Annotated in this window: 17 protein-coding genes and 1 tRNA gene; 14 read left to right on the forward strand and 4 right to left on the reverse strand. The window is 66.8% G+C overall.

Features of this window, described 5'->3' with window-relative positions; translation table 11 throughout:
• Nucleotide 1 precedes the first annotated feature (1 nt).
• The 6 genes from MLP_RS24125 to MLP_RS24150 all read left to right on the forward strand — a co-directional run bounded on the left by MLP_RS24125 (nt 2) and on the right by MLP_RS24150 (nt 5,689).
• Entirely contained in the window at nt 2-295 is a 294-nt protein-coding gene (locus MLP_RS24125; protein ID WP_013861031.1) for a transposase, read from the forward strand.
• A gap of 20 nt (nt 296-315) precedes the next feature.
• Complete coding sequence (locus MLP_RS24130) at nt 316-1,185, forward strand: IS3 family transposase (protein WP_041790759.1); 870 nt, start codon at nt 316-318, stop codon at nt 1,183-1,185.
• A gap of 104 nt (nt 1,186-1,289) precedes the next feature.
• Nucleotides 1,290-2,813, forward strand: coding sequence for a hypothetical protein (locus tag MLP_RS24135; RefSeq protein WP_041790563.1), 1,524 nt, complete (start codon nt 1,290-1,292; stop codon nt 2,811-2,813).
• A 94-nt stretch (nt 2,814-2,907) separates the two neighbouring features.
• The gene (gene npdG / locus MLP_RS24140; RefSeq protein WP_013865846.1) at nt 2,908-3,558 is read left to right on the forward strand and encodes an NADPH-dependent F420 reductase; all 651 of its coding nucleotides are present in this window, start codon (nt 2,908-2,910) and stop codon (nt 3,556-3,558) included.
• The gene (locus MLP_RS24145) at nt 3,558-4,559 is read left to right on the forward strand and encodes an ArsA-related P-loop ATPase (RefSeq protein WP_083843943.1); all 1,002 of its coding nucleotides are present in this window, start codon (nt 3,558-3,560) and stop codon (nt 4,557-4,559) included. The genes npdG and MLP_RS24145 overlap by 1 nt, the downstream gene beginning before the upstream one ends.
• Nucleotides 4,556-5,689: an ArsA family ATPase gene (locus MLP_RS24150; protein ID WP_013865848.1), complete on the forward strand. Its 1,134-nt coding sequence runs from the start codon at nt 4,556-4,558 to the stop codon at nt 5,687-5,689. The genes MLP_RS24145 and MLP_RS24150 overlap by 4 nt, the downstream gene beginning before the upstream one ends.
• Here MLP_RS24150 and MLP_RS24155 read toward each other — a convergent pair.
• A complete protein-coding gene (locus tag MLP_RS24155) occupies nt 5,648-5,902 on the reverse strand; it encodes a WhiB family transcriptional regulator (protein ID WP_083843944.1) in 255 nt (84 codons plus the stop codon). The two genes, MLP_RS24150 and MLP_RS24155, sit on opposite strands and share 42 nt — an antisense overlap.
• Before the next feature lie 315 nt (nt 5,903-6,217).
• Between MLP_RS24155 and MLP_RS24160 the strand changes: the two genes are divergently transcribed.
• Nucleotides 6,218-8,695 (forward strand): transglycosylase domain-containing protein, encoded by a 2,478-nt coding sequence (locus MLP_RS24160; RefSeq protein ID WP_013865850.1) that lies wholly within the window; start codon nt 6,218-6,220, stop codon nt 8,693-8,695.
• Here MLP_RS24160 and MLP_RS24165 read toward each other — a convergent pair.
• Complete coding sequence (locus tag MLP_RS24165; protein ID WP_013865851.1) at nt 8,692-9,162, reverse strand: GatB/YqeY domain-containing protein; 471 nt, start codon at nt 9,160-9,162, stop codon at nt 8,692-8,694. The two genes, MLP_RS24160 and MLP_RS24165, sit on opposite strands and share 4 nt — an antisense overlap.
• 133 nt (nt 9,163-9,295) lie before the next feature.
• Here MLP_RS24165 and MLP_RS24170 point away from each other — a divergent pair, with 133 nt between their 5' ends.
• From MLP_RS24170 to MLP_RS24180, 3 genes are all read left to right on the forward strand, one after another.
• Nucleotides 9,296-10,900: a Na+/H+ antiporter gene (locus MLP_RS24170; protein ID WP_013865852.1), complete on the forward strand. Its 1,605-nt coding sequence runs from the start codon at nt 9,296-9,298 to the stop codon at nt 10,898-10,900.
• A gap of 35 nt (nt 10,901-10,935) precedes the next feature.
• Nucleotides 10,936-11,853, forward strand: a complete 918-nt coding sequence (locus tag MLP_RS24175) for a metallophosphoesterase (protein WP_041790568.1) — start codon at nt 10,936-10,938, stop codon at nt 11,851-11,853.
• Nucleotides 11,854-11,968: 115 nt separating this feature from the next.
• Nucleotides 11,969-12,045 (forward strand) — tRNA-Pro (locus MLP_RS24180).
• A 77-nt stretch (nt 12,046-12,122) separates the two neighbouring features.
• Here MLP_RS24180 and MLP_RS24185 read toward each other — a convergent pair.
• Together MLP_RS24185 and MLP_RS24190 are read right to left on the reverse strand one after the other, a co-directional pair.
• The gene (locus MLP_RS24185; protein ID WP_156821496.1) at nt 12,123-12,803 is read right to left on the reverse strand and encodes a hypothetical protein; all 681 of its coding nucleotides are present in this window, start codon (nt 12,801-12,803) and stop codon (nt 12,123-12,125) included.
• A 5-nt stretch (nt 12,804-12,808) separates the two neighbouring features.
• On the reverse strand, nt 12,809-13,723 hold the full coding sequence (locus tag MLP_RS24190) for an SPFH domain-containing protein (RefSeq protein WP_013865855.1): 915 nt from the start codon (nt 13,721-13,723) through the stop codon (nt 12,809-12,811).
• Between the two features lie 401 nt (nt 13,724-14,124).
• Between MLP_RS24190 and MLP_RS24195 the strand changes: the two genes are divergently transcribed.
• From MLP_RS24195 to MLP_RS24210, 4 genes are all read left to right on the forward strand, one after another.
• On the forward strand, nt 14,125-16,125 hold the full coding sequence (locus tag MLP_RS24195) for a DUF11 domain-containing protein (protein WP_013865856.1): 2,001 nt from the start codon (nt 14,125-14,127) through the stop codon (nt 16,123-16,125).
• Nucleotides 16,035-20,687 carry a DUF5979 domain-containing protein gene (locus MLP_RS24200; RefSeq protein WP_013865857.1) on the forward strand — a complete coding sequence of 1,551 codons (4,653 nt, stop codon included), beginning with the start codon at nt 16,035-16,037 and terminating at the stop codon, nt 20,685-20,687. The genes MLP_RS24195 and MLP_RS24200 overlap by 91 nt, the downstream gene beginning before the upstream one ends.
• 222 nt (nt 20,688-20,909) lie before the next feature.
• Complete coding sequence (gene ppk2 / locus MLP_RS24205) at nt 20,910-21,746, forward strand: polyphosphate kinase 2 (RefSeq protein ID WP_013865858.1); 837 nt, start codon at nt 20,910-20,912, stop codon at nt 21,744-21,746.
• Nucleotides 21,747-21,899: 153 nt separating this feature from the next.
• Entirely contained in the window at nt 21,900-23,516 is a 1,617-nt protein-coding gene (locus tag MLP_RS24210) for a sulfatase-like hydrolase/transferase (RefSeq protein WP_013865859.1), read from the forward strand.
• Nucleotide 23,517 lies beyond the last annotated feature (1 nt).

Genomic DNA, 23,517 nt, shown 5'->3' on the forward strand with positions numbered 1-23,517 from the left:
TGTGCCTGCTCCTCACCCGCCTGAGTTCCGCCGTCGTGCGGTCGAGCTTGCTCGTGAGCGGTCCAAGCCAGTTGCTGAGTTGGCGAAAGATCTGGGAATTTCCGAATCGTGTCTGCGTCGCTGGATGGAGCAGTCCGAGACCGACGCTGCCGGTGGTAGCGAGACGGCGTTGACCAGTCGGGAGAAGAAGGAGCTGGTCGAGCTGCGCCGGGATAAACGGCGCCTGGAGATGGAAGTCGAGATCTTGAAAAGGGCGGCCGCCTATTTTGCCCAGGAGAATGTTCTCCCAAAATAGTGTACGGGCTGGTCCATGAAATGGCCGATGACGGGATTGATGTCGCGGTGGCTTGCCGGGTGCTGAATGTGTCGCGGTCGGGATACTACGACTGGCGCGGCCGGCCTGCATCGGCACGGGAACAGGAGAACACGCTGCTGTTGAAGCTGATCGAGGAGATCCATGCCGATGAGGACATGAAGACGTACGGGGCGCCGCGGGTGCACGCCGAGCTGGTCTTGGGGCACGACCTGCAGGTGAACCAGAAGCGGGTCGCCCGGCTGATGCGCCAGGCCGGCATCCAGGGCCTGTACCGGCGGCGTCGGTCGTGGACCACGATCCGGGACCCGCACGCCATCCCCGCCAAGGACCTCGTCAACCGCCGGTTCACGGTGGACGGTCCGAACCGGTTGTGGCTGACCGACATCACCGAGCACCCGACGGTGGAGGGCAAGGTGTACTGCGCCGCGGTCATGGACGCCTGGTCCCGCCGGGTCCTGGGCTGGTCCATCGACGACAACATGCGGAAGGAGCTCGTGGTCGACGCGCTCGGGATGGCGGTGCTGCGGCGCAACCCGATGGACGTCGACAATAACACGATCATGCATTCCGATCACGGGTCGCAATTCACATCGTGGGCATTCAGTCAGAAAGTCTATGATGCCGGGCTGGTGCCGTCGATGGGCAGTGTGGGCGACTGCTACGACAATGCGATGATGGAGTCCTTCTGGGAGAGAATGCAACTCGAGCTGCTCGATTCGCAGGTATGGTTCACCCGGGACGAGCTTGCCAACGCGATGTTTCGATGGATAGAATCATGGTATAATCGGAGACGTCGGCATTCGAGTATTGGAATGCTGTCGCCGATAGAGTTTGAAACCCGTTCCACAGGGTCAGACCGTCCGGGCTGACCCTCAACCCCGAGTGTCCGTGGAACAGGGGGAACCTCACCCTGCATCAACGTGTCGCGGAATGCTTAGCCGACGAGGGTGATGAGGATCCGTTGCCGGTGCGGATGTCGAAGGCGATGGGTTGGATCGCGCATCCCGCCCGGGTGCTGGACCTGCTGGCCCGGCACGCGACCGATCCGGACCCGCACCGAGATCCGTGGGAACAAGTTGCTGCGCATGCCGCCGACGACACTGATCCGTGGGCTGATGACCTTCCGGCTGCAGGCTGGGAGACCGCCCAACACGGCAACTATCATCAGCCCGCCTTTGATGAGGATGAGTGGTGGACCCAACCCCGCCCCGACCAGCCTGGCGCCCCCGGCGACGGTGATGGGCACGAGTATTGGCCGGCGGATCCGCCGCCCGATCCCGACGACCTGGCCTGGTTTCAGCACCAGCACGACGGCACCAGTGACGGTGATGCCAGCCGCGACAGTGCCAGCCGCGACAGTGCCGGCCGCGACAGTGCCAGCGGTGGCAACCTCGACGGTGGCGCCAGCCCTGCTGGTGACAACACCAATCCGGACGCCGACACCAATCCGGACGGCGACACCAGGCCGGACGGCGATACCAGGCCGGACGGCGGCACCGCGAGCAACGAAGGCCGCGGTGAGAACACTGGCGACCGGGACGCCAACCACGAGCAGCCAGGGCGGGCCAGCGACGACACCCCCGCGGTCGACCAGCCGAGCAGTGGCGCCGATTCCGGTCAAGCAGACCCCAGGCGAAGTGACGGTGGTCCAGGCGAGACCGGACCGAACAATGCCGGCCAGCGTGATCCCGACAGCAACGACACCCCTCCAACCGGCGGGCATCGCCCTAGCACCAAGCAGACCAGTCGCGACTGGACAGGCGCCACAACGGCAGGCGACCAGAACACCACCGGTCACGACAACCCGCGACGCAGCGATCCCGATGATCCCGACACCAGCGACACCGAGACCACCTCGACTACCACAGGTGAGGCGCGGACCGGCCCGGCACGGACCGGCCCAGTGCGACCACCATTACCGGAGGCGTTCCGGCCACCCGGTTGGCGACCCTTGACCCCGGCCCAGTTGGCAGCGTGCGCACCCACGGTCGTGTTGCACGTCCACCTCAGTGAACAGACCCTGCGGGATGGTCACGGGGTGGTGCGGACCGACTGGGGACCGATCCTGATCGAACAACTGCAACGGTTCCTGGTCCAACACGAAGCCCACCTCACGGTGTATCCCGTCATTGATCCGGCCGAGACCGCCGCCGCCGACGGATATGAGACACCGCTCCGGCTGCGTCGTGCCATGCAGATTCGGCATCCCCGATCGGTGTTCCCGCACTCACCCACCACCGGCCGTACCGATCTCGATCACACCCCCGCCTACCTCCACAACGGGCCACCCGGACAAACCGGCATGCACACCCTCGGCCCCCTCGCCCGATGTGAACACCGGGCCAAAACGATCGGGAACTGGCGGTCCAAACAACCCGAACCAGGCACCTACCTGTGGCGATCACCCCAAGGCTGGATCATGATCACCACCAACCAAGGCACCCTCACCCTCGGCCACACCGAATGGGCAACCCAACTCTGGGACGCAGCCTCCTGACCGCTGTCGCCGGAGAACTGACCAAGCGGCGCGCCACTAGGATCGGCGGCATGCCCCACTTGCGCCTGCCGCGCCCCGCCACGATCGCACTCACGTGCTGAGCGAGTCGAGCGTAGGGATCCTCGGCGGCACCGGGCCACAGGGACGAGGGTTGGGACGCAGGCTTGCTGCCGCGGGCTACTCGGTGGTGCTCGGCAGCCGATCGGCGGACCGGGCCGCAAGCGTGGCCGTTGGCATCGGCTCCGATCAGATCACCGGCGGCGACAACCAGCAGGCTGCCGAGGCCGACCTGGTGATCGTCACCGTCCCGTACGCGGGTCATGCCGAACTCCTCGAATCGCTCCGCGAGCCGCTGTCGGGCAAGATCGTGATCGACTGCGTCAACCCACTGGGTTTCGACAAGCAGGGCCCGTACCCCCTTGACGTTCCCGACGGCTCGGCCGCGCAAGAGGCTCAGCGGATCCTGCCGGACTCGACGGTGATCGCGGCGTTCCATCACCTCAGCGCAGCCCGGCTGGAGGACCCCGCGGTCCAGGACTTCGACGAGGACGTCCTGGTGCTGGGCGAGGACCGGGCCGCCATCGGCGTCGTCATCGCCCTGGCCACCGCAGCGTTGCCGGGCAGCCGCGGTGTGTACGCAGGACGGTTGCGTAACGCCGGCCAGGTGGAGGCCCTCACCGCCAACCTGATCGCTATCAACCGCCGCTACAAGACCCACGCCGGGCTGCGCATCACGGAGCTGTGATGAACCGATCTCGCGCCGACGGCCCGTTGGCCGCGCCACCGACGCCCCCTCGGCAGACCCTGCACATCGTCAGCGGCAAGGGCGGCACCGGCAAGACCACCATCGCGGTCAGCCTTGCCTGCGCTTTGGCCACCGCCGGGCGCCGAGTGCTGGTGTGCGAGGTGGAAGGCCGGCACGGCATCACCGACCTGTTCGGCCGTCTACCGCTGGACGGTGCGGAGGAGCCGCGGTTGACCCGGACGCCGAGCGGCGGCGCCGTGCACGGTCTGGCGATCGATGCCGAGGACGCATTGCTGGAATACCTGGACACCTACTATCGCCTCGGCTTCGCGGCCAAGGCGCTGGAGAAGTTCGGCTTCGTCGACTTCGTCACCTCGATCGCCCCCGGCCTGCGCGACGTGGTGCTGACCGGCAAGGTGTACGAGGCCGTCCGCCGCCAGCGCAAAGGGCTCTCGGATGCGTACGACGCCGTGGTCCTGGACGCCCCGCCGACCGGCCGGATCGCGCAGTTCCTCAACATCCACGAGGCCGTGTCCGGACTGACCAAGGTCGGGCCGATCCGCAGCCAGGCCGACTCGATCAACGCGATGCTGCGCGACTCGGCCACGGCCGTGCACCTGGTCACCTTGCTGGAGGACATGCCGGTGACCGAGACCGACGAGGCCATCGCGCAGCTGGCGCCCACCCAGATCGCGGTCGGCACGGTGATCGCCAATATGGTCCGCTCGATGCCGCTCACCGACGAGCAGCTGCGTACCTTCGCCGAAGGCAACGGCGTGCTTCGAGTCCCCGGTTTCGACGAAGCCGACAACAAGGCGCTGGCTGCCGAATTCGGCGCCGAAGCCACCCGGACGCTGGATCACCGGCGACTCCGTACGGTGCTGGACGGCTTCGGCAAACCGGTCGCCGAAGTCGCTTTCGACCCGGGCGGCATCGACGAGACCGCCGTCTTCGCGATTGCCGACCAACTCCGAGCACAGCTCGCCCTGGAGCACTCGTGACTACGACACCGGGTTTCCTCGACATCGACGCCTTGATCGCCGACCGGCAGATCAGGATCGCCGTCATCTGCGGGGCAGGCGGCGTCGGGAAGACCACCAGCGCGGCAGCCTTGGCCTTGCGAGCGGCCGAGGCAGGGCGCAAGGTCGTCGTGCTGACCATCGACCCGGCCCGCCGCCTGGCCCAATCGTTGGGCATCGCCGAACTGGACAACACCCCGCGCCCGGTCCACGGCATCGACACCAGCAACGGCGGCAGTCTCGACGCGATGATGCTGGACATGAAGCGCACCTTCGACGAGGTCGTGCTCGCCCACGCCAATCCGGAGACCGCCTCCTCGGTGCTGGAGAACCCGTTCTACGTCGCGCTGTCCTCCCAGTTCGCCGGCACCCAGGAATACATGGCGATGGAGAAGCTGGGCCAACTGCACGCCGAGGCGACCGAGAGCGGAACGTGGGACCTGATCGTGGTCGACACTCCGCCGGCCCGATCCGCCCTGGACTTCCTGGACGCACCCGAGCACCTGTCCGCGCTGTTGGACGGCCGGTTGATGAAGGTCCTTCTGTCCGGAGCTCGCGGACCGTTCCGCCTGGTCAGCGTCGGATTCAACCTAGTCTCAAGCGCGCTCAACAAAGTCCTCGGCGGACGGCTGCTGACGGATCTGCAGACGTTCATGGCCGGCTTCGAGGCCATCTTCGGCGGCTTCCGAGAGCGTGCCACCCACACCTTCGAGCTGCTCGCCTCACCTCAGACGACGTTTCTGGTCGTCGCCACCCCACAGCGCGATGCGCTGCGGGAGGCGGCGTACTTCGTCGATCGTCTCAGTGACGAGGGCATGCCGCTCGCCGGTCTGGTGGTGAACCGGGTCAACCGGTCCGCCCTCGACGTGTCCGCCGAGCGCGCGCTCGCCCAGGCCGAAGACCTCGATCCGGACGCGTACGCCGTCGAGATCTCAGCACTGCGCCAGCACGCCGACCTGGTCCGAGTGATCGAGAACGAGCACCTGCTGCTCGACCGATTCTCGGCCAGCCGACTGACCGTGGCTCACACGTTGGTGGCGTCGCTCCCCAGCGACGTCACCGACGCCGACTCACTTCGTCGCGTCGGCAGTCTGCTTGCTGAGCAGGATTGAGCGCCAGCTCCGCACGTCCGGCCGCTGCCGCAGCAGCTGCCGACGCTCACGTTCGGTCATCCCGCCCCAGACGCCCCACTCGATCCGATCGTCCAGCGCCTCAGCCAGGCACTCGAAGCGCACCGGGCAGCCCATGCAGACGGCCTTGGCCCGCTTCTGATCGATGGCTTCTGGGAACAGCGCATCGCCCATGCCACGGCACTTGGCGAGCATCGTCCAGTCTTCTGATTGTTGTACAGCGGTCACGCTGTCATCCCCCTTGGATAACCGCGGCTACTCCCCCGAGGCCGCGTGTCGCCTCCTGGCACTCCCCAGTACCCACTGCGGATGCGACACTCGTATGGTACGAATGCGTCAAGGCCTTGGCCAGCCCAAATCTCGGCGTTCGTACCTTCGTGATCATTTCGATATGACGAGACGTCTCGCCCGGTGAGGACGGCGGAGTCGTGACCCGTCAGCCGCTATGCTGCGGCCGACACCGCCACGAACGATTCGGCGCGGCCATTTTCCTCACGTACCCTGTTCGCCATGCCCTTTACCCCTAAGAGAGTGGGCGGTGTTGCGTACTCGCTGGTGATGTTCATCGTCGTCAGCGTGTTGTCGGGTGTCCTGATCGCCGGCCTGTTCGTCCCGATCGCGGGTCTCGCCGGTGTCAGCAGCAAGGCTGCCGCCGAAGAGCTCGGCAACCTGCCCGCCGAGCTCGAGACCCCGATCCCGCCCACCCGGTCCAAGGTGTTGATGGGCAACGGCAAGGTGCTCGCGTACTTCTACGACGAGAACCGGATCTATGTGAAGCTCGACAAGATCGCCCCGGTGATGCGACAGGCGCAACTCGCCATCGAGGACCACCGGTTCTATGAGCACGGCGCGCTCGACCTGCGCGGCACGATGCGGGCGCTGGTCCGCAACTCCGCCGGCGGCGAGACCCAGGGCGGTTCCTCGATCAGCCAGCAGTACGTGAAGATGGTCCAGATCGAGGCCTGCCAGGGTGATCGTGAGTGCATCGCGGACGCCCAGCGTTCCTCCGGACCGGAGGGCTACAAGCGCAAGATCCGTGAGTTGCGCTATGCGATCGCGTTGGAGAAGCGGTTCAGCAAGGACCAGATCCTGGAGCGGTATCTCAACATCGCCTACTACGGCGAGGGCGCGTACGGCGTCGAGGCGGCCGCCCGGCACTACTTCAGCAAGAACGCGTCCGAGCTGAACCTCAGCGAGGCGGCCCTGTTGGCGGGTCTGGTGCAGAACCCGGATGCCAACAACCCGGTGGACAACCCCGGCGCCGCCTCGGATCGTCGCGACGTGGTGTTGAACCGCATGGCCTCACCGGAGTTGAAGCTGATCACACCGCAGCAGGCGGCCGCAGCCAAGAAGCAGAAGTTCAACCCGAAGAAGGTCAAGCACACTCGGGCCGGCTGCGTCGGCACCAAATATCCGTTCCTGTGCGACTACGTCTACCAGACGCTGAAGACGATGCCGAGCCTCGGCAAGACGGTCAAGGACCGGGAGAACCTGGTCAAGCGCGGTGGGTTGACCATCCAGACCGCGATCGATCCGAAGACCCAGGATGCCGCGGAGAAGGCGGTCGCCAAGGTGGTCGGACCGACCGATCCGCTGATCTCCACCATGAACATGATCCAGCCCGGCACCGGTCTGATCCTGGCCATGGCGCAGAGCCGGCCGGTGATGGGCACCGACACCAAGAAGGGCGAGTCCTACTGGAACTACGCGGTCGACCCGAAGATGGGCGGCACCCAGGGCTACCAGGCCGGCTCGACCTTCAAGGCGTTCACCGCTGCAGCGGCCCTGGAGCGGGGCATCCCGCTGTCCAAGCGGTTCAACGCGCGGGCAAGCATGGAGTTCGGCGGCAAGTCCTTCGAGACCTGCAACGGCCGCGAGCAGGTCTACGGGCGGTGGAATGTGAAGAACTCCACCGGCGCCAACGGCAACATGAACATGTATCGCGGCGCCCAGATGTCGGTGAACACCTACTTCGTGCAGTTGGAGATGACCACCGGCATGTGCCGGGTCACCAAGATGGCCAAGAAGCTCGGCCTCAAGCTCGGCACTACCGATCGCGACATCGTGAAGTACTACCAGCACACGCCGTCGTTCACCCTCGGCTCCGTCGAGGTGAGCCCGCTGTCGATGACGGAGGCGTATGCCACCTTCGCCGCCCGCGGCATCCACTGCGATCCGATCATCATCGAGTCGGTGACCACGCGGACCAAGAAGAAGCTCGAGGTGCCGGACGGCAACTGCAAGCGGGTGATGAGCAAGGATGTCGCCGACGGCATGAACAAGCTGCTCGCCTCGGTGATCACCAAGGGCACCGGCACGCGCGCGCGAACCTCGGACGGCCGACCCCAGGCGGGCAAGACCGGCACCATCGACTCCAACGAGGCCGTCTGGTTCGCCGGCTACACACCAGATGTCGCCGGGGTCGCGATGATCTCGATCGACAACCGTAAGAAGCCATTCATCAAGAGCAAGAAGGCCAAGGCGACCGGTCAGTTCCGCCGCCAGGGCGTCAAGTACTACCGAGTGCCTTCCACCGGCGTCTATCTGGAGGGTTCGGGCGGCGGCGACGCCGGGCAGAAGATCTGGAAGCCGACCATGGAGAAGTACCTGGACGGCGTGCCGCGGACCAGCTTCAAGAGCCCGCCGTCTCGGATCGAACGCGGCAAGATCGTGACCGTGCCCAGCAGCTTCGGACTCGGCATCGACGCTTATTCCAAGAAGCTGCGCAAGGCGGGCTTCACCGTCGAGACGTCCCGTGTCTACAGCGATCGCACTCCGCGCGGCGGATTCGTCGGCTGGTCGCCGGGTCCGGGCGCCCGGGTCGGCCAGTACAGCACCATCTACCGGATGTACTCCATGGGTCGCGACCCGGCGAAGGTCGCGGCGGAGAGGGCGGCCAAGAAGCGGGCCGAGGCCGCGAAGAAGGCAGCGGCCAAGAAGAAGGCTGCGGAAGAAAAGAAGAAGAAGGCCGAGAAGGACGACGGCTAACCAGCCAGCTGTCGCCGCACCTCGGCGGCGACAGCGCCACCGTCTGCCTTGCCTCGCGTCTGTGGCGTGAGCACGCCCATCACCTTGCCCATGCCTTTCATGCCTAGTTCGGCGGCACCGGTGCTGGCGATGGCCTCGCTGACCAGGGCTGCGATCTCGGCGGCGCTCAGCTGCCGGGGCAGGTAGTCGGCCAGCACGTCGGCCTCGGCGCGCTCCTTCTCGGCGAGCTCGGGGCGATCGGCGTTGGTGTACGCCTCCTCTGCCTCACGGCGCTTCTTGGCCTCTTTGATGACGACGTCGAGAACCTGCTGCTCGGTCAGCTCGTGTGACTTCGTACCCGACACCTCGGCCTCGCTGATCGCGGTGAGCACCATCCGGAGCGTGCCGGAGCGGACCTTGTCGCGAGCCTTCATGGCGGCGGTCAGATCGGTACGGAGGCGCTGCTTGAGGCCGGTGTCGTTGCTCATGAGCCCAGTCTCCCAGCCCGGGCCTGCGCGTCCCTCCGATTTTTGTTCAGTGGTCCACCCCACACGTGGGCGACGGGACAGACTTTCGCGGCGAGCCAGGACATCCAGGCGACCAGGATCAAGACTTGTCCCCATGATCGCGCAGATCTGGTTCGCGCTGGCCATGTTGGTGGTGGTGATCCTCGCCCGGGGTGTGGGTGGACGGATCGGTGTGCCGTTCACCATCCTGCTGACTCTGGTCGGACTGGCGTACGCGTTGGTCCCCGGCCCCAAGCTGGAACTCGATCCCGAGGCAGTGCTGGTGTTGGTGATGCCGCCCCTGCTCTACAGCACCGCGCGCCGATCCAGCCTGCTGGCGATCAGAGCGAATCTGCGTCCCATCGTGAGTTTGTCGGTGCTGTTGGTGCTGGCCACCGCCTTCGCGGTCGGCGCGCTGGTCACCCTGGTGGTCCCGGGCATGCCATTGGCCGTGGGTCTGGTTCTCGGCGCCGCCGTGGCACCGCCGGATCCGGTCGCCGCCCTCTCCATCGGGCGCCGGGCAGGGATGCCACCACGGTTGATCGTGCTCATCGAGGGCGAGGGTCTGCTCAACGACGCGACGGCCCTGACGACCTATCAGGTTGCAGTCGCGGTAGCCGTCGGCGGCGCGTTCTCCTGGACCATCGCCTCCGGATTGTTCCTGCTGGCTGTCGCCGGTGGGCTGGCCGTCGGGATCCTCGTCGCACTGCTGATCCGTCTGGCACGACCGATGCTCAGGGATCCGCTGATCGCCAATGCGGTGTCGCTCGCGGTCCCGTTCGTGACCTACCTGGTCGCCGAGGCCATTCACTCCTCGGGTGTGTTGGCTGTCGTCGTGGCCGGCCTGATGGTGGGACACAACGCCGGGCGTACAGAGAGCGGCGCCTCGCGACTGCAGACCGGCGCGGTGTGGGAGTTCGTCGAGTATCTGCTGGAGGGGTTCGTCTTCCTCCTCATCGGCCAGCAGCTGCCGAGTGTGATCCGTGGGCTGCAGGACCAGCCCCTGTCCATCGTGGTGGCGGCCGCCGCGGTGTCGGTGGGCGCGGTGTTGCTCGTTCGCCCGCTGTGGCTGGTGATCACCCAGTGGCTGCCGGCGCGGTTGCATGCGCGGCTCGGCGTGAGGTCGACAGATCGGCTTCGCGGACGGGAGCTGGTAGCGCTGAGTTGGGCGGGCACGCGCGGTGTGATCACACTGGTGGCCGTCTTCGCGGTGCCGCTGACCACAGAGCAAGGCACCCCCTTCCCGTACCGAGACCTGATCTCCTTCTGCGCGTACGTCGTCGTCTTGGTCACCCTGGTCGGCCAGGGGCTGACGTTCGCCCCGCTGCTGCGCCGACTCCGGCTGCGGATCAATCGTGCCGAGGTGGAGCAGCTACGCAACCAAGCCCGACTGGCGACGATCGACGCCGGCCTGGCCCGGGTCGATGATCTTGTCGCGGTCGATCGGATCGGACCGGAACTGGCGGCCGCGATCCGGGCCGGGCTGGCCGCACGGGCCGATCGCTACCACGCCCGGATGGCCGCACTGCGGGAGTCCGACGACGGCCAGGTCACCTGGACCGAGGACTACGAGGCCGCCATCGCCGCACGGCGAGCGGTGATCAATGCGCAACGAGAGGAGCTGCTGCGCTGGCGTGATGCCGGACGGCTGCCGGACGCCAGCCTGCGGATCCTGCGACGCGAGCTCGACCATGAGGAACGGACGCTGCTCGACCGCTGACTCCACGACCACGTCGGGTGGGTAGCCTGCATCGTGTGTCAGCAGCAGGGGTGATCGGCAAGACGGTGCTCAGTGCCGGAGCCGTCGGGGTGGGGTGCTTCGCGTACGCGAGCCTGTACGAAGTCAACGCGTACGCGCTGCGTCGGGTCGAGGTGCCGATCCTGCCGCGGGGAGCGCGCCCGATCCGGGTGCTGCAGATCTCCGACCTGCACCTGACGCCGCGCAACATCAAGCGGGTCGAGTGGGTTTCCCGGCTGGCCGGGCTGGAGCCGGATCTGGTGATCGACACCGGAGACAACCTGTCGCATCCCGACGCGGTTCCCGTGGTCACCGCCGCACTCGGTCGGCTGCTCGACAAGCCGGGACTGTTCGTCTGGGGATCCAACGACTACTACGCACCGACGTTCAAGAACCCACTCGCGTACCTGACCCGGCCAAGTCGAATGGGACGCGAGCATCAGGGCGAGCTGCCCTGGCGCGACCTCGGGGCGCGATTCGAGCAGGCCGGCTGGATTGATCTCACCCATCGACGGCTCACCCTGGAGATCAATGGAACCCGGCTCGGGTTCCGCGGCGCAGACGATGCACACCTGGGCCGTGACCAGTACGCGCTGGTGGCCGGCCCGGTCGACTCCGAAGCCGAGGGCGAGGTGGTCATCGGGGTGACCCACGCGCCGTACCGGACCGTGATCGACGCGATGACCTACGACGGCTGCGAGCTGGTGATCGCCGGCCATACCCACGGCGGTCAGGTCTGCGTCCCATTCTACGGCGCCCTGGTCACCAACTGCGATCTCGACCCGGGCCGGGTGAAAGGGCTGTCGACCAACAGCGCCGGCGGCAAGACCTCGTTCCTGCATGTGTCCGCAGGACTGGGCACCTCGCCCTACGCGCCGTTCCGCTTTGCCTGCCGGCCCGAGGCAACCCTGCTGACCCTGGTGCCACGGGTCTGATCCAGGCTCAGAAGGCGGCTGACCCACGGTCACAAACCATCTGGCCCACGGTCAGGAACCAGATGTGAGGTCTGGCGCGCTTTGGGCTAGACTCTGCGAGGCCCTACGGGGCCAGCGGGGTGTGGCGCAGCTTGGTAGCGCGCTTCGTTCGGGACGAAGAGGTCGCAGGTTCAAATCCTGTCACCCCGACCAGATAGTCACGTGAGGACCACCGGCCTGTCCGGCCGCTCACGCTTCTCATGCCTTGGGCGATCTGCTCATGGGCGTCGTCAGAAGAGCACCGGCAAACTGGCCATGCGCGAGGCGGCAATACCCAGGGTCGCCAGGGCAGCAGCCAGCAGCAGGGCCCGCGCGGCTCGATAGCGGAAGCTGGAGATGACCCCGGAGAAGAACAGGGCCGCCGCCAGCAGGATGGTCACCGACACGTAGGCGCTGGCGGTGGCGCCAGCTTCACGACCCAGCTGCGACGCCGACTCTGCTTCGGCGATCGCCGTCCGGTAGCCGGCCAGCTGGCCGTTCAGGTACTGCTGGTCGTCGGCCAGCGGGGTCGGTGTCCGGCCGGCCTCGACCTCGCGCTGCCAGGTGTCCAGCACCGGGAGGAAGTCCTTGCGTACCAGGCTGTCACGATAGAACTGCTCCACCTTGGTATTGCCCGACGCCACGACCTGGGCATACTGAGCGGTGATCATCGCGTCGTACGCGATCTTCTGTGTGGCAAGTCCGAACAGCCGAGCCGCCTCGACGTGCTTGTCCGATGCCACCTGCGCATGGTCAGCGCTGGATCCGCTCCAGCGTACGGACTCGAATCCGCACCAGGCCGTCCCGATCGTGGTGATCCCCAACAGGATCACCGCCACGATCTCCACGATCTTCTCGAACCGAGACTCCTTGCCGGGTGAGCCCGGCGCCACCAGGCCGAACGAGACCGTGTCGGTCGTCGCGCCGGTCATCAAGCTCACCGCTGATCACCCCCAGCACGCTCCGCCCCCGGCTCCCCTGACCCATCCAGCGGAGCCGCCGGATCGGGCGGCAGTCCACCGGGACCGGGCAACGGTCGAACCCCCGCCGGCAGGGTGACATTGAGATTCTCCCGGCGCAGGATCAGCTCGCGCCACAGCTCAGTCTCGCGATAACGCCACGGTGCCTCCGCTGATCCCGCCTGCGCGACGAGATCCTGATCGTTGCTCAGCTGGGCGATGCGTGTCTCGGCGGCGGCATTCTCCGCAGCCAGTTCGTGACGAGCCCGCACCACCGCTTGCACAGCCTCACCCGTGCGACCGAGATCGACCGAACGGAGCTGGAAGGATGCGAGCTCGAACCCGGTCTCGGCCAGCTCAGCGGTCAACTGCTCGCCGACCTCGCGCTGCAACGCCTCGCGCGCGGGGCCGAATAGATCGTCCACACCCACCTGTTCGGCGCCCAATGCCGCAGTCACCCCGGCGTGGCAGCAGTCGCGGACGGCGGCACCGATACCGCCTGGGCCGAAACGCAGATGGACGTCGCGCAGACCTTCCAGGCGGAGCCGATACCGAACGGTGTAGCCGACCACGGCTCGGGTCCGGTCGCCGAGATACACCTCGATGGCCGGTCCGCAGCTGTCCAACCCGGCCTGGTCGACCGGCTCCGGCTCGCCCCCGACCCGATAGCTCAGCTCGGTCGACGGATAGGTCACCACGGTGCGCCGCCGCAGCGCAGGCACGAAATGCAGCCCGGGCGACAGCACGGCGTCTGTTGGCCGACCACGGACCAGGAGCAGGCCGAGTCGGCCGGACGGGATGCGGAGGAAGGACTCGCTGAGCACGACCCAAGCGAGGATGCCCACCGCCGGAACCAGGAGGACCACCAGGATGATCCAGCCGACCAGATTCATGGACGGGTTCTACCAACCAGGAGCCGGCACCAACCAGCCTCAGGGGCAGATTTCATACCGCCAGGATGAGCCGGCCGCTTTCTCGGACCTGAGATGAACCGGGCCGGCCTCACACCGCGAGGGTGAGTTCTACCCAGATAGTTTGGCCGGGGCGAGTTTTATGTGCGACAGCCGGCACCGTACGTGCGACACGCCGTCTCACTGTCACCCCGTCCCCCACCGGAGAGTGCCCGTGTCCTCATCAGCGCCACGCGCCCGAACTCCGCAGCGCACCCACCGCCCCCGAGGTGCCGCCCTGCGGTCGGTGATCGCCCTGCTGCTCGCTCTCGGGTCGGTGCTGGTGACGCCGGCGGTGGCCCACGCCGAGGACGACGGTGTGCTGAGCATCAGCAAGGGCGTCAATGGCTGGGACCGACGGGCATCAGGTCGACCCGGACGAGACCTTCGTCTACACGATCGTCATCGGCTGCTCCAACGGCGGTTCGGGCGGCTGCACGAATGCCGTTCTGCAAGACGAGTTGCCGGCCGGCATCGTGCTCGACAGCGACGCGAGCGATATCGATGTCCAACCCTCCGGGAGCGGGACCGCCACGGTGGACGGCAACCAGGTCACCGTCACCTTCACCCAGCCGCTGACCGATCCAGCCGACAGCCAGGGGATCCAGGACCAGGCGACGATCGAAGTGCACATCCCGGTCCGGGTCGATCCGGACATCTCCCCTGAGCTCGACGGCGAAGATCTGACCAACACCGCGACCGTCGACGGCACCAACACCGACCCGGCAACCGACGACTTCACCGTCGTCCCCAGCGTGCCGACAGACCTCGAGGCCAGCACGGACAAATCCTTCGATCCCGACTCCGCAGTCGCCGATCCCGGCACCGAGACCACGCTCACGCTGACCGGCGGCAATGCGTCCAACATCGCTGTGGACGAGATCGTGCTCACCGATCCCAGCGGTGACCCGCCGGGCGCTTTCGCCTATCTCGGACTCACCAGCGACACCCTCGAGGTGTCCTTGCCCGAGGGCGCCGAGCAAGTTCAGGTCGACTGCTGGGTGGACGACGGCTGGGTGGACGGTTCACCGAACGCGCCACCAGCCACCCTGCCTGATGGCGTCGATCCAGCGGACTGCGCGGGACTGCGGGTCCACTTCATCTCGACCGACGGCCAGGGCATCCCGCCTGGCGAGAGCGGCACCATCACCGTCGGGCTGGAACAGCGTGACAATATCGGCGATGCCGGCGAGGGCCCGATCAGCAACGAGGTCGCCACCACCGTCACCCTCGATGACGAGACCTCTGACCCGGCCACCGCATCCGACGACTACGTCATCACCTCGGCCGAGCTGCCACTCGATGCCTCGAAGGTCTTCCAGCCCGATGTCATCGCCGCCGGTGGCCAGAGCACCGTCACTCTCGGCGCGACCAACAGCAGCGACCGTACGCTCACCAGCCTCTCGATCACCGAACCCGGCGGCGATCCCGACCTGTTCGAGAACGGCCTCACTTTCAGCGGCTGGACGGACGACGTGCAGTGGCCGAGCGGGGCGACCGGAGCGAGCGTCACCTACACCTACGACGACGGCAGCAGCGAGACACTCACCGCCGATTCACCCGACACCCTGCCCGATCCGCCGGATGGCAAGGTGGTCACCGGCTTCACGGTCGAGTTCACCGGACCGATCGTTCCCGGCGCCGAGGCGAGCATCCCCTTCACGGTGACCGCCGACGAGACCCAGGCTGAGGCAGAGATCCAGCACCCGAACTCCATCAGCGCCGAGTCCAGCGCCCCCGGCGGCTATCACGGCGAGGCCGAAGCCGACGACACCCTCACCACCATCGAGCAGCGGCTCGCCGTCGAGGTGGACAAGGAAATCAGCCCCGACGAGATCTTTGCGATCCCCGGCCAGGAAGCCGTCGTCCAGCTGACCGGCAAGGTGTCCGACTTCCCCGAGTCGACGACCGACGCCCATCAGATCATCGTCCAGGACCCCGCCGATCTGACCAATGACGGCTGGTACGACGCGTTCGCCCCGCAGACCATTGCCGAGACCCCGATCCCCGCCGACGCAACCTTGACCGTGCAGTACTACAACGGGACCGAGTGGGTGGACGTGCCCGGCATGGTGGACCTCGAGGGCCCGCAGATCTTCACCGGCGAACTGCCGCCCGAGGTCCAGGAGAACGCGCAGGGCATCCGGTTCGTCTACGAGTCCGAGGAGGGTTTCCCGCCAGGCACCACGGTCAATCCCAATATCAATTTCGAGCTCAAGCCCGAGATGGCGGGCCAGGAGCTGAGCGTCGAGAATTGTGCCAGCTCGGCGCTAGCACGCCCGCACCCGGGGTCGACGATGCCAGCGCCGCCCAGGAGTCCCCCGACTGCCCGGTCATCGAGCTGATCGACCCCGACCCCGGCAACGCCGACTTCATCGAGAAGGACTGGGACAGTCCGAAGCTGGTCGGCGAGCGCTCACAGAACGAGCACGGCGCATCATTGCGCTGGTCCACCAGCGGCGCGACCGGCATCGACCAGATGCGCATCTACGACGTGCCGGATCCGACCCCACTGCCGGGCAGCGTGTACGACAGCTTCGACCTGGTCCGGATCGACCCGATCACCGCCACGATGGATCCACTGCTGACCTACGACCGGGTCGCCGGCATCCAGCTGTTCAGCCGCTCGGCGAATGACTGGGTCGCAGCTCCCAACGACCCCTGCCCAGCCGCCTGCGACGGCACCTTCCCCGGCTACACCTTGACTGCCGAGCAGCGGGCTGATGTCATCGGTTTCGCCCTGGTGTTCGAGGAGAGTCCGACCCGCGCCGACCGGATCGGCGGCAACCCGACCGCCCCACAGGTCGGCAGCGGCGTAGCCCGTTCCTCAGGCAACAACCGCACCATCCACCCGGTGTTCCAACTCCGCGACGAGCTCCGCTCGAACGCCGACGTACCGGTCGTCGCCGACCAGGTCTACAACGTCGGCGACGACGAGGGCGAGGTCCGCAACGACGTCTCCGCCCAGCTCTGGGTCGACGGCGACCTCTACTACACCGAGCGCGACTCCGACATCATCACCATCACCCCGGTCCCGGTGACCGCCGACATCACCAAGGACTGGGACGGTGGACCGTTGGGCGTCCCGGCTCCGGGGACGGCGGTCTTCCCGGACGAGTACCCCACCGGCCGGGTCACCATCGATGCGCACAACACCACCCCGCGGAAGGTCGATCGGCTGACGATCAGGGAGCCCGCCGGCGGCACGAGCCCGTTCGACCAGTTCAATCTGCGTGCGTTCACCCAGATCACCGCACCGGCTGACATCGGCGCGACCGAGGTGGTGATCACACTCGAGCGGCAGGGCGGCGCCACGGAGGACCTCACCCGCGATCAGGCGCTCGCCGCAACCGAGGCCGAGTTGAGCGATGTCATCGGGTTCACCATCGTCTACACCGGCCGGATCGACGCCGACGCCCATGCCCTGGTCGGCTTCGACACCCGGCTGCGACAGACCAACCGGGAGACCGACGCCGCGGTCACCGCTCCGGCGACGGTCCCCAACGTGGCCACCGTGCTGGTCGAGGATCTGATCGACTATCCGGATGTCGACCCGCAGTCCCAAGGCGACGCCGACGACGCCTCGATCACGTTGGTCGATGCCGGCATCGATCTGGAGGTGACCAAGACCATCGATCCGGCGACCCAGACCGAGCCGGACCGTTCCCCCGTCACCGTGCGACTGACCGGGCAGCCGGAGGGACCGTCGAGGACGAACTGGATGGAGATCGTCGACGAGGACTACACCTTCTTCAATCAGTACGACTTCGTGGGATTCGGCTCGTTCTCCTTCACGGCACCGATCGACCGAGTGCAGGTGGACGCGTACGTCGGCGGCACCTTCGAGGCTGCCGGTGACACGGTGAGCAGAGTCGGCGGCAGCTGGGTGAACGGCGAGCCGGGATCGACCCTCGTGCTGCCGGACGGAGTGACCCCAGATGAGGTGATCGGGCTGCGCTTCACTTTCACCAAGGCCGACGGGACGATCTGGGAGAACCCCGCGACTCCCACTCAGGCGATCGAGTTCCAGGTCGAGCGGCGAGAGACCCTGCGGTCCGGCGGACCGGTGCTGAGCGACCTGACCGGGAACGCCCCTGCTCCGGGCGAGGAGAACCCCGGCGAGGCCAGCGACACCATCCAAGGTGAGAACCGGGCGGCGGACACGATCGACGGCGAGCCGCTGACCGCGCACGACGAGGCGACCGACACCATCGTCTACCAGCACGCGAACAACGCCGTCTTGGTGACCAAGGCCCCCGACGGCGCCCACTCGCCGGGGACGAACATCCCGTACACGCTGACCTTCACCAACACCGGCGACGTGCCGATCACCAACCCGGTGATCACCGACCACATCCCCTCCGACGGCGACGGCCCGTTGCTGGTCCTTGATCCGAGCCGAGATCAACCGGGCACCGGGTACACCTACGCCCTGACCGGCGCTGCCGCACCCGACCCGGCGAACGGTCCGGCCATGCCCACCGATCCGGCCGAGATCACGGTGCGCGAGGAAGCCGACGCGATCCAGTTCACCTTCCCGGAAGGGACCGTGCTGGAGGTGGATCAGACCTACACGATCACGTTGCCGCTGCAGTTCCGGCCGGGTCTGGCCGGCGGCACCGAGGTCACCAACACCACCGGTATCACCGGTGACCGCCCCTGGGACGAGTGCGAGGCCAGCCTCGACGACGAGTCCGGCGAGTGTCAGGCGAGCAGCACCGTCACTCCCGTCACGGCGGGCTCGCTGAGCGGTCAGAAGTCGGTCAAGGCTGCCGATGACGATGATCTCGGCGTGTTGAACACCCGCAATCTGCCCGACCCCGGCTGCGTACCCGACAGCGACGGGTTCTACCGCAATGGCTGCACCCCGATCACCAAGCCGGGCAGCGACGAGATCTGGCGGATGACCTTCACCAACACCGGCAACCTGCCGCAAGACCGCGTCTATGCGATCGACCGGCTGCCGATCCCCGGCGACACCGGCGTCATCACCGGTGAGCGCGGCTCCCAGTGGCGACCGATCCCGAAAGCGATCCACTACGGCGGGGTGGCGAAGGGCTCGGTCAGTGAAGTGCGGATCTACTACGACACCGACGAGGAGCTGTGCACCGACGACCTCCAACTCGGCGAGGAGTGCCCCGAAGGAGCGTGGACGCTGCTCGCCACGATCCCGAATCCGGTCGTCGGCGGCACGGTCGACCTGCCGGCGAACGCGACGGCGATCAAGATCGAGGCGGACTTCTTCGACGAAGGCCTGTTCCAACCGACCGGGACCGTCTCGGTGGACCTGATCACCACCACGCCGGCGCAGTCGCCCACGGCCGGGCCCGACACGATCGCCTGGAACAACGTGACCGTCGCGGCCCGCAACCTGGACGGCGACACCCACACCGCAACGCCACCGACCGAAGGCAACAAGGTCGGCGTGGCACTGGCCACCGGCCCACTGAAGATCCGCAAGGAGGTCTCCGGGCCGGCAGCGCAGTATGCCCCGGCCAGCTTCGCCCTCACCGTCGAATGCACCTCCGTCGGTGAAGATGTCGATCTGGGCGACCGGGCCCAGGTGACGATCACCGCTGACGAGACGGTGACCATCGAGGACCTGCCGTGGGGGTCGGAGTGCACGGTGTCCGAAGACACTGCCGCCGCAGGCGATCCGGAGTTCTCCGCCACCACCGTGACGGTGGTCCGGGAGGACCAGACCGTGCCGATCGTGATCGCGACCAACATCTATCCGAGCGCTTCCCTGGTGATCAGGAAGACGGTCGAGGCGTCGGCGGTCGACGCCGACGGCAATCCGCTGACGTACGGACCGTTCGTCTTCGAAGTCGAGTGCAGCTATCTGGGTCAGCCGGTGTATGCGACCGACTACGACCCCGATCGTCCGATGACGGCGGCGTTCTCGTCCGGTGAGTCGGTCACCTTCAGCGGACTGCCGGCCGGTGCGAGTTGCACGGCCACCGAAACCGAGGACGACGGCGCGAGCTCGACGACCTCGACCGGCACCGCCGGCGATGCCGACCCGATCACCGGCACCACCGTGATCGGCCCGTTGGTGCTCGCTGCCGACGGGGAGAACGAACCGCCGACGAACGAGGTCGCCTTCGTCAACATCTTCGACACGGGTGCACTGACGATCACCAAGGAGATCACCGGGCCCGGCGCGGAGGCGTACGGCACCGGCCCGTTCTTCGTCCAGCTCACCTGTGTCGATGCCAGGGACCGCAGGCGAGTGGTGTTCGAGGGAGAAACCCAGCTCGGTGACGGCGAGCCGCTGTCGGTGACGGTCGAGAATCTGTACGTGGACTCGATCTGCCGGGTCACCGAGACCGGCACCGGCGGAGCGACGAGCTCGACCGTGTCTCCAGCCGGGCCGTTCCGGGTCACCGCCGAGTCGGCCGAGGAGCCGGTGCAGATCAGCGTCACCAACCGGTTCGACGTCGGTTCGCTCCGGGTCGTCAAGAAGATCGTCGGCGACGAGTCGCAGGTCGGTGACGATCAGCTGTTCTGGTTCGCGCTGAGCTGCGAGCTGACGGTCGACGGCGAACCAGTGCCGATCGACCTCGGCGACGACGCCGAGTTCAACCTCTCCATCGACGGCGGGCTCAGCCAGACGTTCGCGGGGCTGCCCACCGGGGCAGTGTGCACCGTCACCGAGACCGATAACGGCGGTGCCGACAACAGCATCGTGCAACCCGAACAGGTGACGATCGGCAATGCCACCACCGTGGACGTACTGGCCACGAACACCTTCGATCCGCCGCCCACACCCGACACACCCAGCACGCCGAGCGATCGCAGCCCGCTGGCAGACACCGGCGGACCCAGCAGGATCATCCTGCTCGCCGGCCTCGTGCTGATACTGGTCGGCGGAGCCCTGCTGGTCGCCCGGCGCCGTCAAAGCTGAACTGGGAGGCTACCCGCGTACCTCGTTCTCGCTTCGGTCCAGAGTTTATCCATCTGGGCTGACCGGAGAATCCGCGTCGCGAATTCGTACATCTGTGGTTCATCATTCGTGCATCTATCGCTCACATTGAGGGATACGGACCGAAGGTCCCTCCCGCTGGCGGCGGGACTCCGCTACGGTCTCCACAAACATCGACCCGTCCGGTAACTCGAGAGGCCCAAGGTGAGCAAGAAGAAGCAAAAGCCACGCAAGATCCCCAACGACGTTTACGAGGCCGAGATCTTCCGACTGCAGTCGGAGTTGGTGAAGCTGCAGGAGTGGGTCCGCCACACCGGTGCTCGCGTCGTGGTGATCTTCGAAGGCCGTGATGCGGCGGGCAAGGGCGGCACGATCAAGCGGGTCACCGAATACTTGAGCCCTCGCGTCGCGCGGGTCGCAGCCCTGCCGACACCGACAGAGCGTGAGAAGACTCAGTGGTATTTCCAGCGCTACATCCAGCATCTGCCCGCGGCGGGCGAAATCGTGCTGTTCGACCGTTCCTGGTACAACCGGGCCGGCGTCGAGAAGGTGATGGGCTTCTGCACGCCACAGCAGTACGCCCTCTTCATGCGGCAGGCCCCGCTGTTCGAGCAGATGCTGATCGATGAAGGCATCCTGCTTCGCAAGTACTGGTTCTCGGTGTCCGACTCCGAGCAACTCCGACGGTTCCGCTCCCGGATGAGCGACCCGGTCCGGCAGTGGAAGCTGTCGCCGATGGATCTCGAGTCGATCAACCGATGGGAGGACTACTCCCGGGCCAAGGACGAGATGATGGTGCACACCGACATCCCGGTCAGCCCCTGGTTCGTCGTCGAATCCGACATCAAGAAGCATGCCCGGCTGAACATGATCTCGCACCTGCTGTCGACCATCCCCTACACCGACGTACCGGGACAGAAGGTGCACCTGCCGAAGCGACTGCCAGCCAGCGAGAACTACCAGCGGCCGCCGCGGGAGCTCTCGCATTACGTGCCCGACCACGTCTCACAGGTCATGGGCGATCCGGAGAAGAGCTCCTGACCTCGTGAACGCCTGAACAGATCGACCAGCAGACTCCGCGGGTGAGCATCACCCGCGGAGTTTGTGCTTGTCAGGCCGATCGTCAACAGGACCCCTCGTGGTGCGACAACCCTCGGATGAGGCAGGATCAAACGGGATCCACTGAGGAGTGAGATGTCAGTGTCGCGTGCTGCCTGGAAGGTTCGCCTCGCTGACGCGATCGCGCTGCTCATCGTGGTGGCAGCTCTGCTGCTCCCGGACCGGCTGACGTCCACCGATTTCGGCTCGTTCGCCGCGATACCGCTGGAGCTGATGCTCGGCGCGATGCTGCTGTTGCTGCTGCCATCGACCGTGCGACTGCCGGTGGCGACCACCCTGGCACTGCTGCTCGCCGCCCTGACCGTGCTCAAGATCATCGATGCCTGCTTCTACGCCAGCTTGTCGCGACCCTTCGACCTGGTGCTCGACTGGGGGCTGGCCGGCGGCGCATGGGCCTTGCTGACCTCGTCCCTCGGTCTGCCTGCTGCCCTCCTCATCGCGTTCGCCGCCTTGCTGGTCGTCCTCGGTGTGCCGGTGGCCCTGCTTCTCGCGGTTCGCCGGCTGACCCGGCTGCTGGATACGCACACGTCTGTCGTCGTCGCGGTCGTCGCCGCCGCGGCGCTGTGGCTCGCCTGTTGGGTCGCCGGGATCGTGATCGCCGCACCCTACCCGGTCGCCTCCCACGCCAGCACGACCAAGGTCATCAACGAGGTCAAGCGCATCCGGGACGGCCGCCAGGAGCAACAGGCTTTCGCCACTCAGATCGCCGCCGACCAGGTCGCCGCGACGCCGGCCGACCAGCTGCTCACCGGGCTGCGGGGCAAGCGAGTGCTGTTGGTCTTCGTGGAGAGCTACGGTCGGGTGGCACTGGAGGATCCCACGATCGGCGCACAGATTCGCCCGGTGCTCGACTCCGGCACCACCGAGCTGGCGGCACACGGGATTCAGGCCCGCAGCGGCTACCTCACCTCCCCCATCGCCGGCGGCGGCAGTTGGCTGGCCCACGCCACGTTGCTGTCCGGGCTGCGCATCGATCACCAACGGCGATATCTGACGCTGGTGGCCAGTGATCGGTTCACCTTGACCGAGGCATTCCACCGCGCGGGCTGGCACACGCTCGGGGTCATGCCTGGAGTCACCAGAGCCTGGCCGGAGGGTGCGTTCTACGACTACGACGAGATCTACGACTCCGCCGCTCTCGACTATGCCGGGCCTGCCTTCGGCTGGTCGCGGATCCCGGACCAGTTCACCCTGGCCAGACTCGATCAGCTCACCTCGGGATCTCCACAGCGGCCGGCCATGGCCATGGTGCCGCTGATCACCAGCCACGCACCGTGGTCGGCCGTGCCGCCGATACTTCCCTGGGATGATCTCGGGGACGGCAGTGTCTACGGATCCTCCGCCGACGACACGGAGCAGCCCGAGGCGATCCTGGCCCGTGACCCCACCCGGGTACGCGCCGACTACGCACGCTCGATCAGCTATTCATTGCAGAGCCTCATCTCCTACACAGCAAAGGAATCCGGCGACGACCTGGTGGTGGTCATGCTCGGTGATCACCAACCGGCACCGGCGGTCACCGGCCCTGACGCAGGCAAGGACGTGCCGATCACCGTGATCAGCGGCGATCCGGCGGTCCTGCAACGGATCGACAGCTGGGGCTGGTCGTCCGGGCTGCGTCCGGCGCCGGACGCCCCGGTCTGGCCGATGGAGTCCTTCCGGAACCGGTTCCTCGCCGCCTACGCGCGCTAGG

Origin of the sequence: Microlunatus phosphovorus NM-1, from assembly GCF_000270245.1 — a bacterium.
In the GTDB taxonomy this organism is placed as follows: domain Bacteria; phylum Actinomycetota; class Actinomycetes; order Propionibacteriales; family Propionibacteriaceae; genus Microlunatus; species Microlunatus phosphovorus.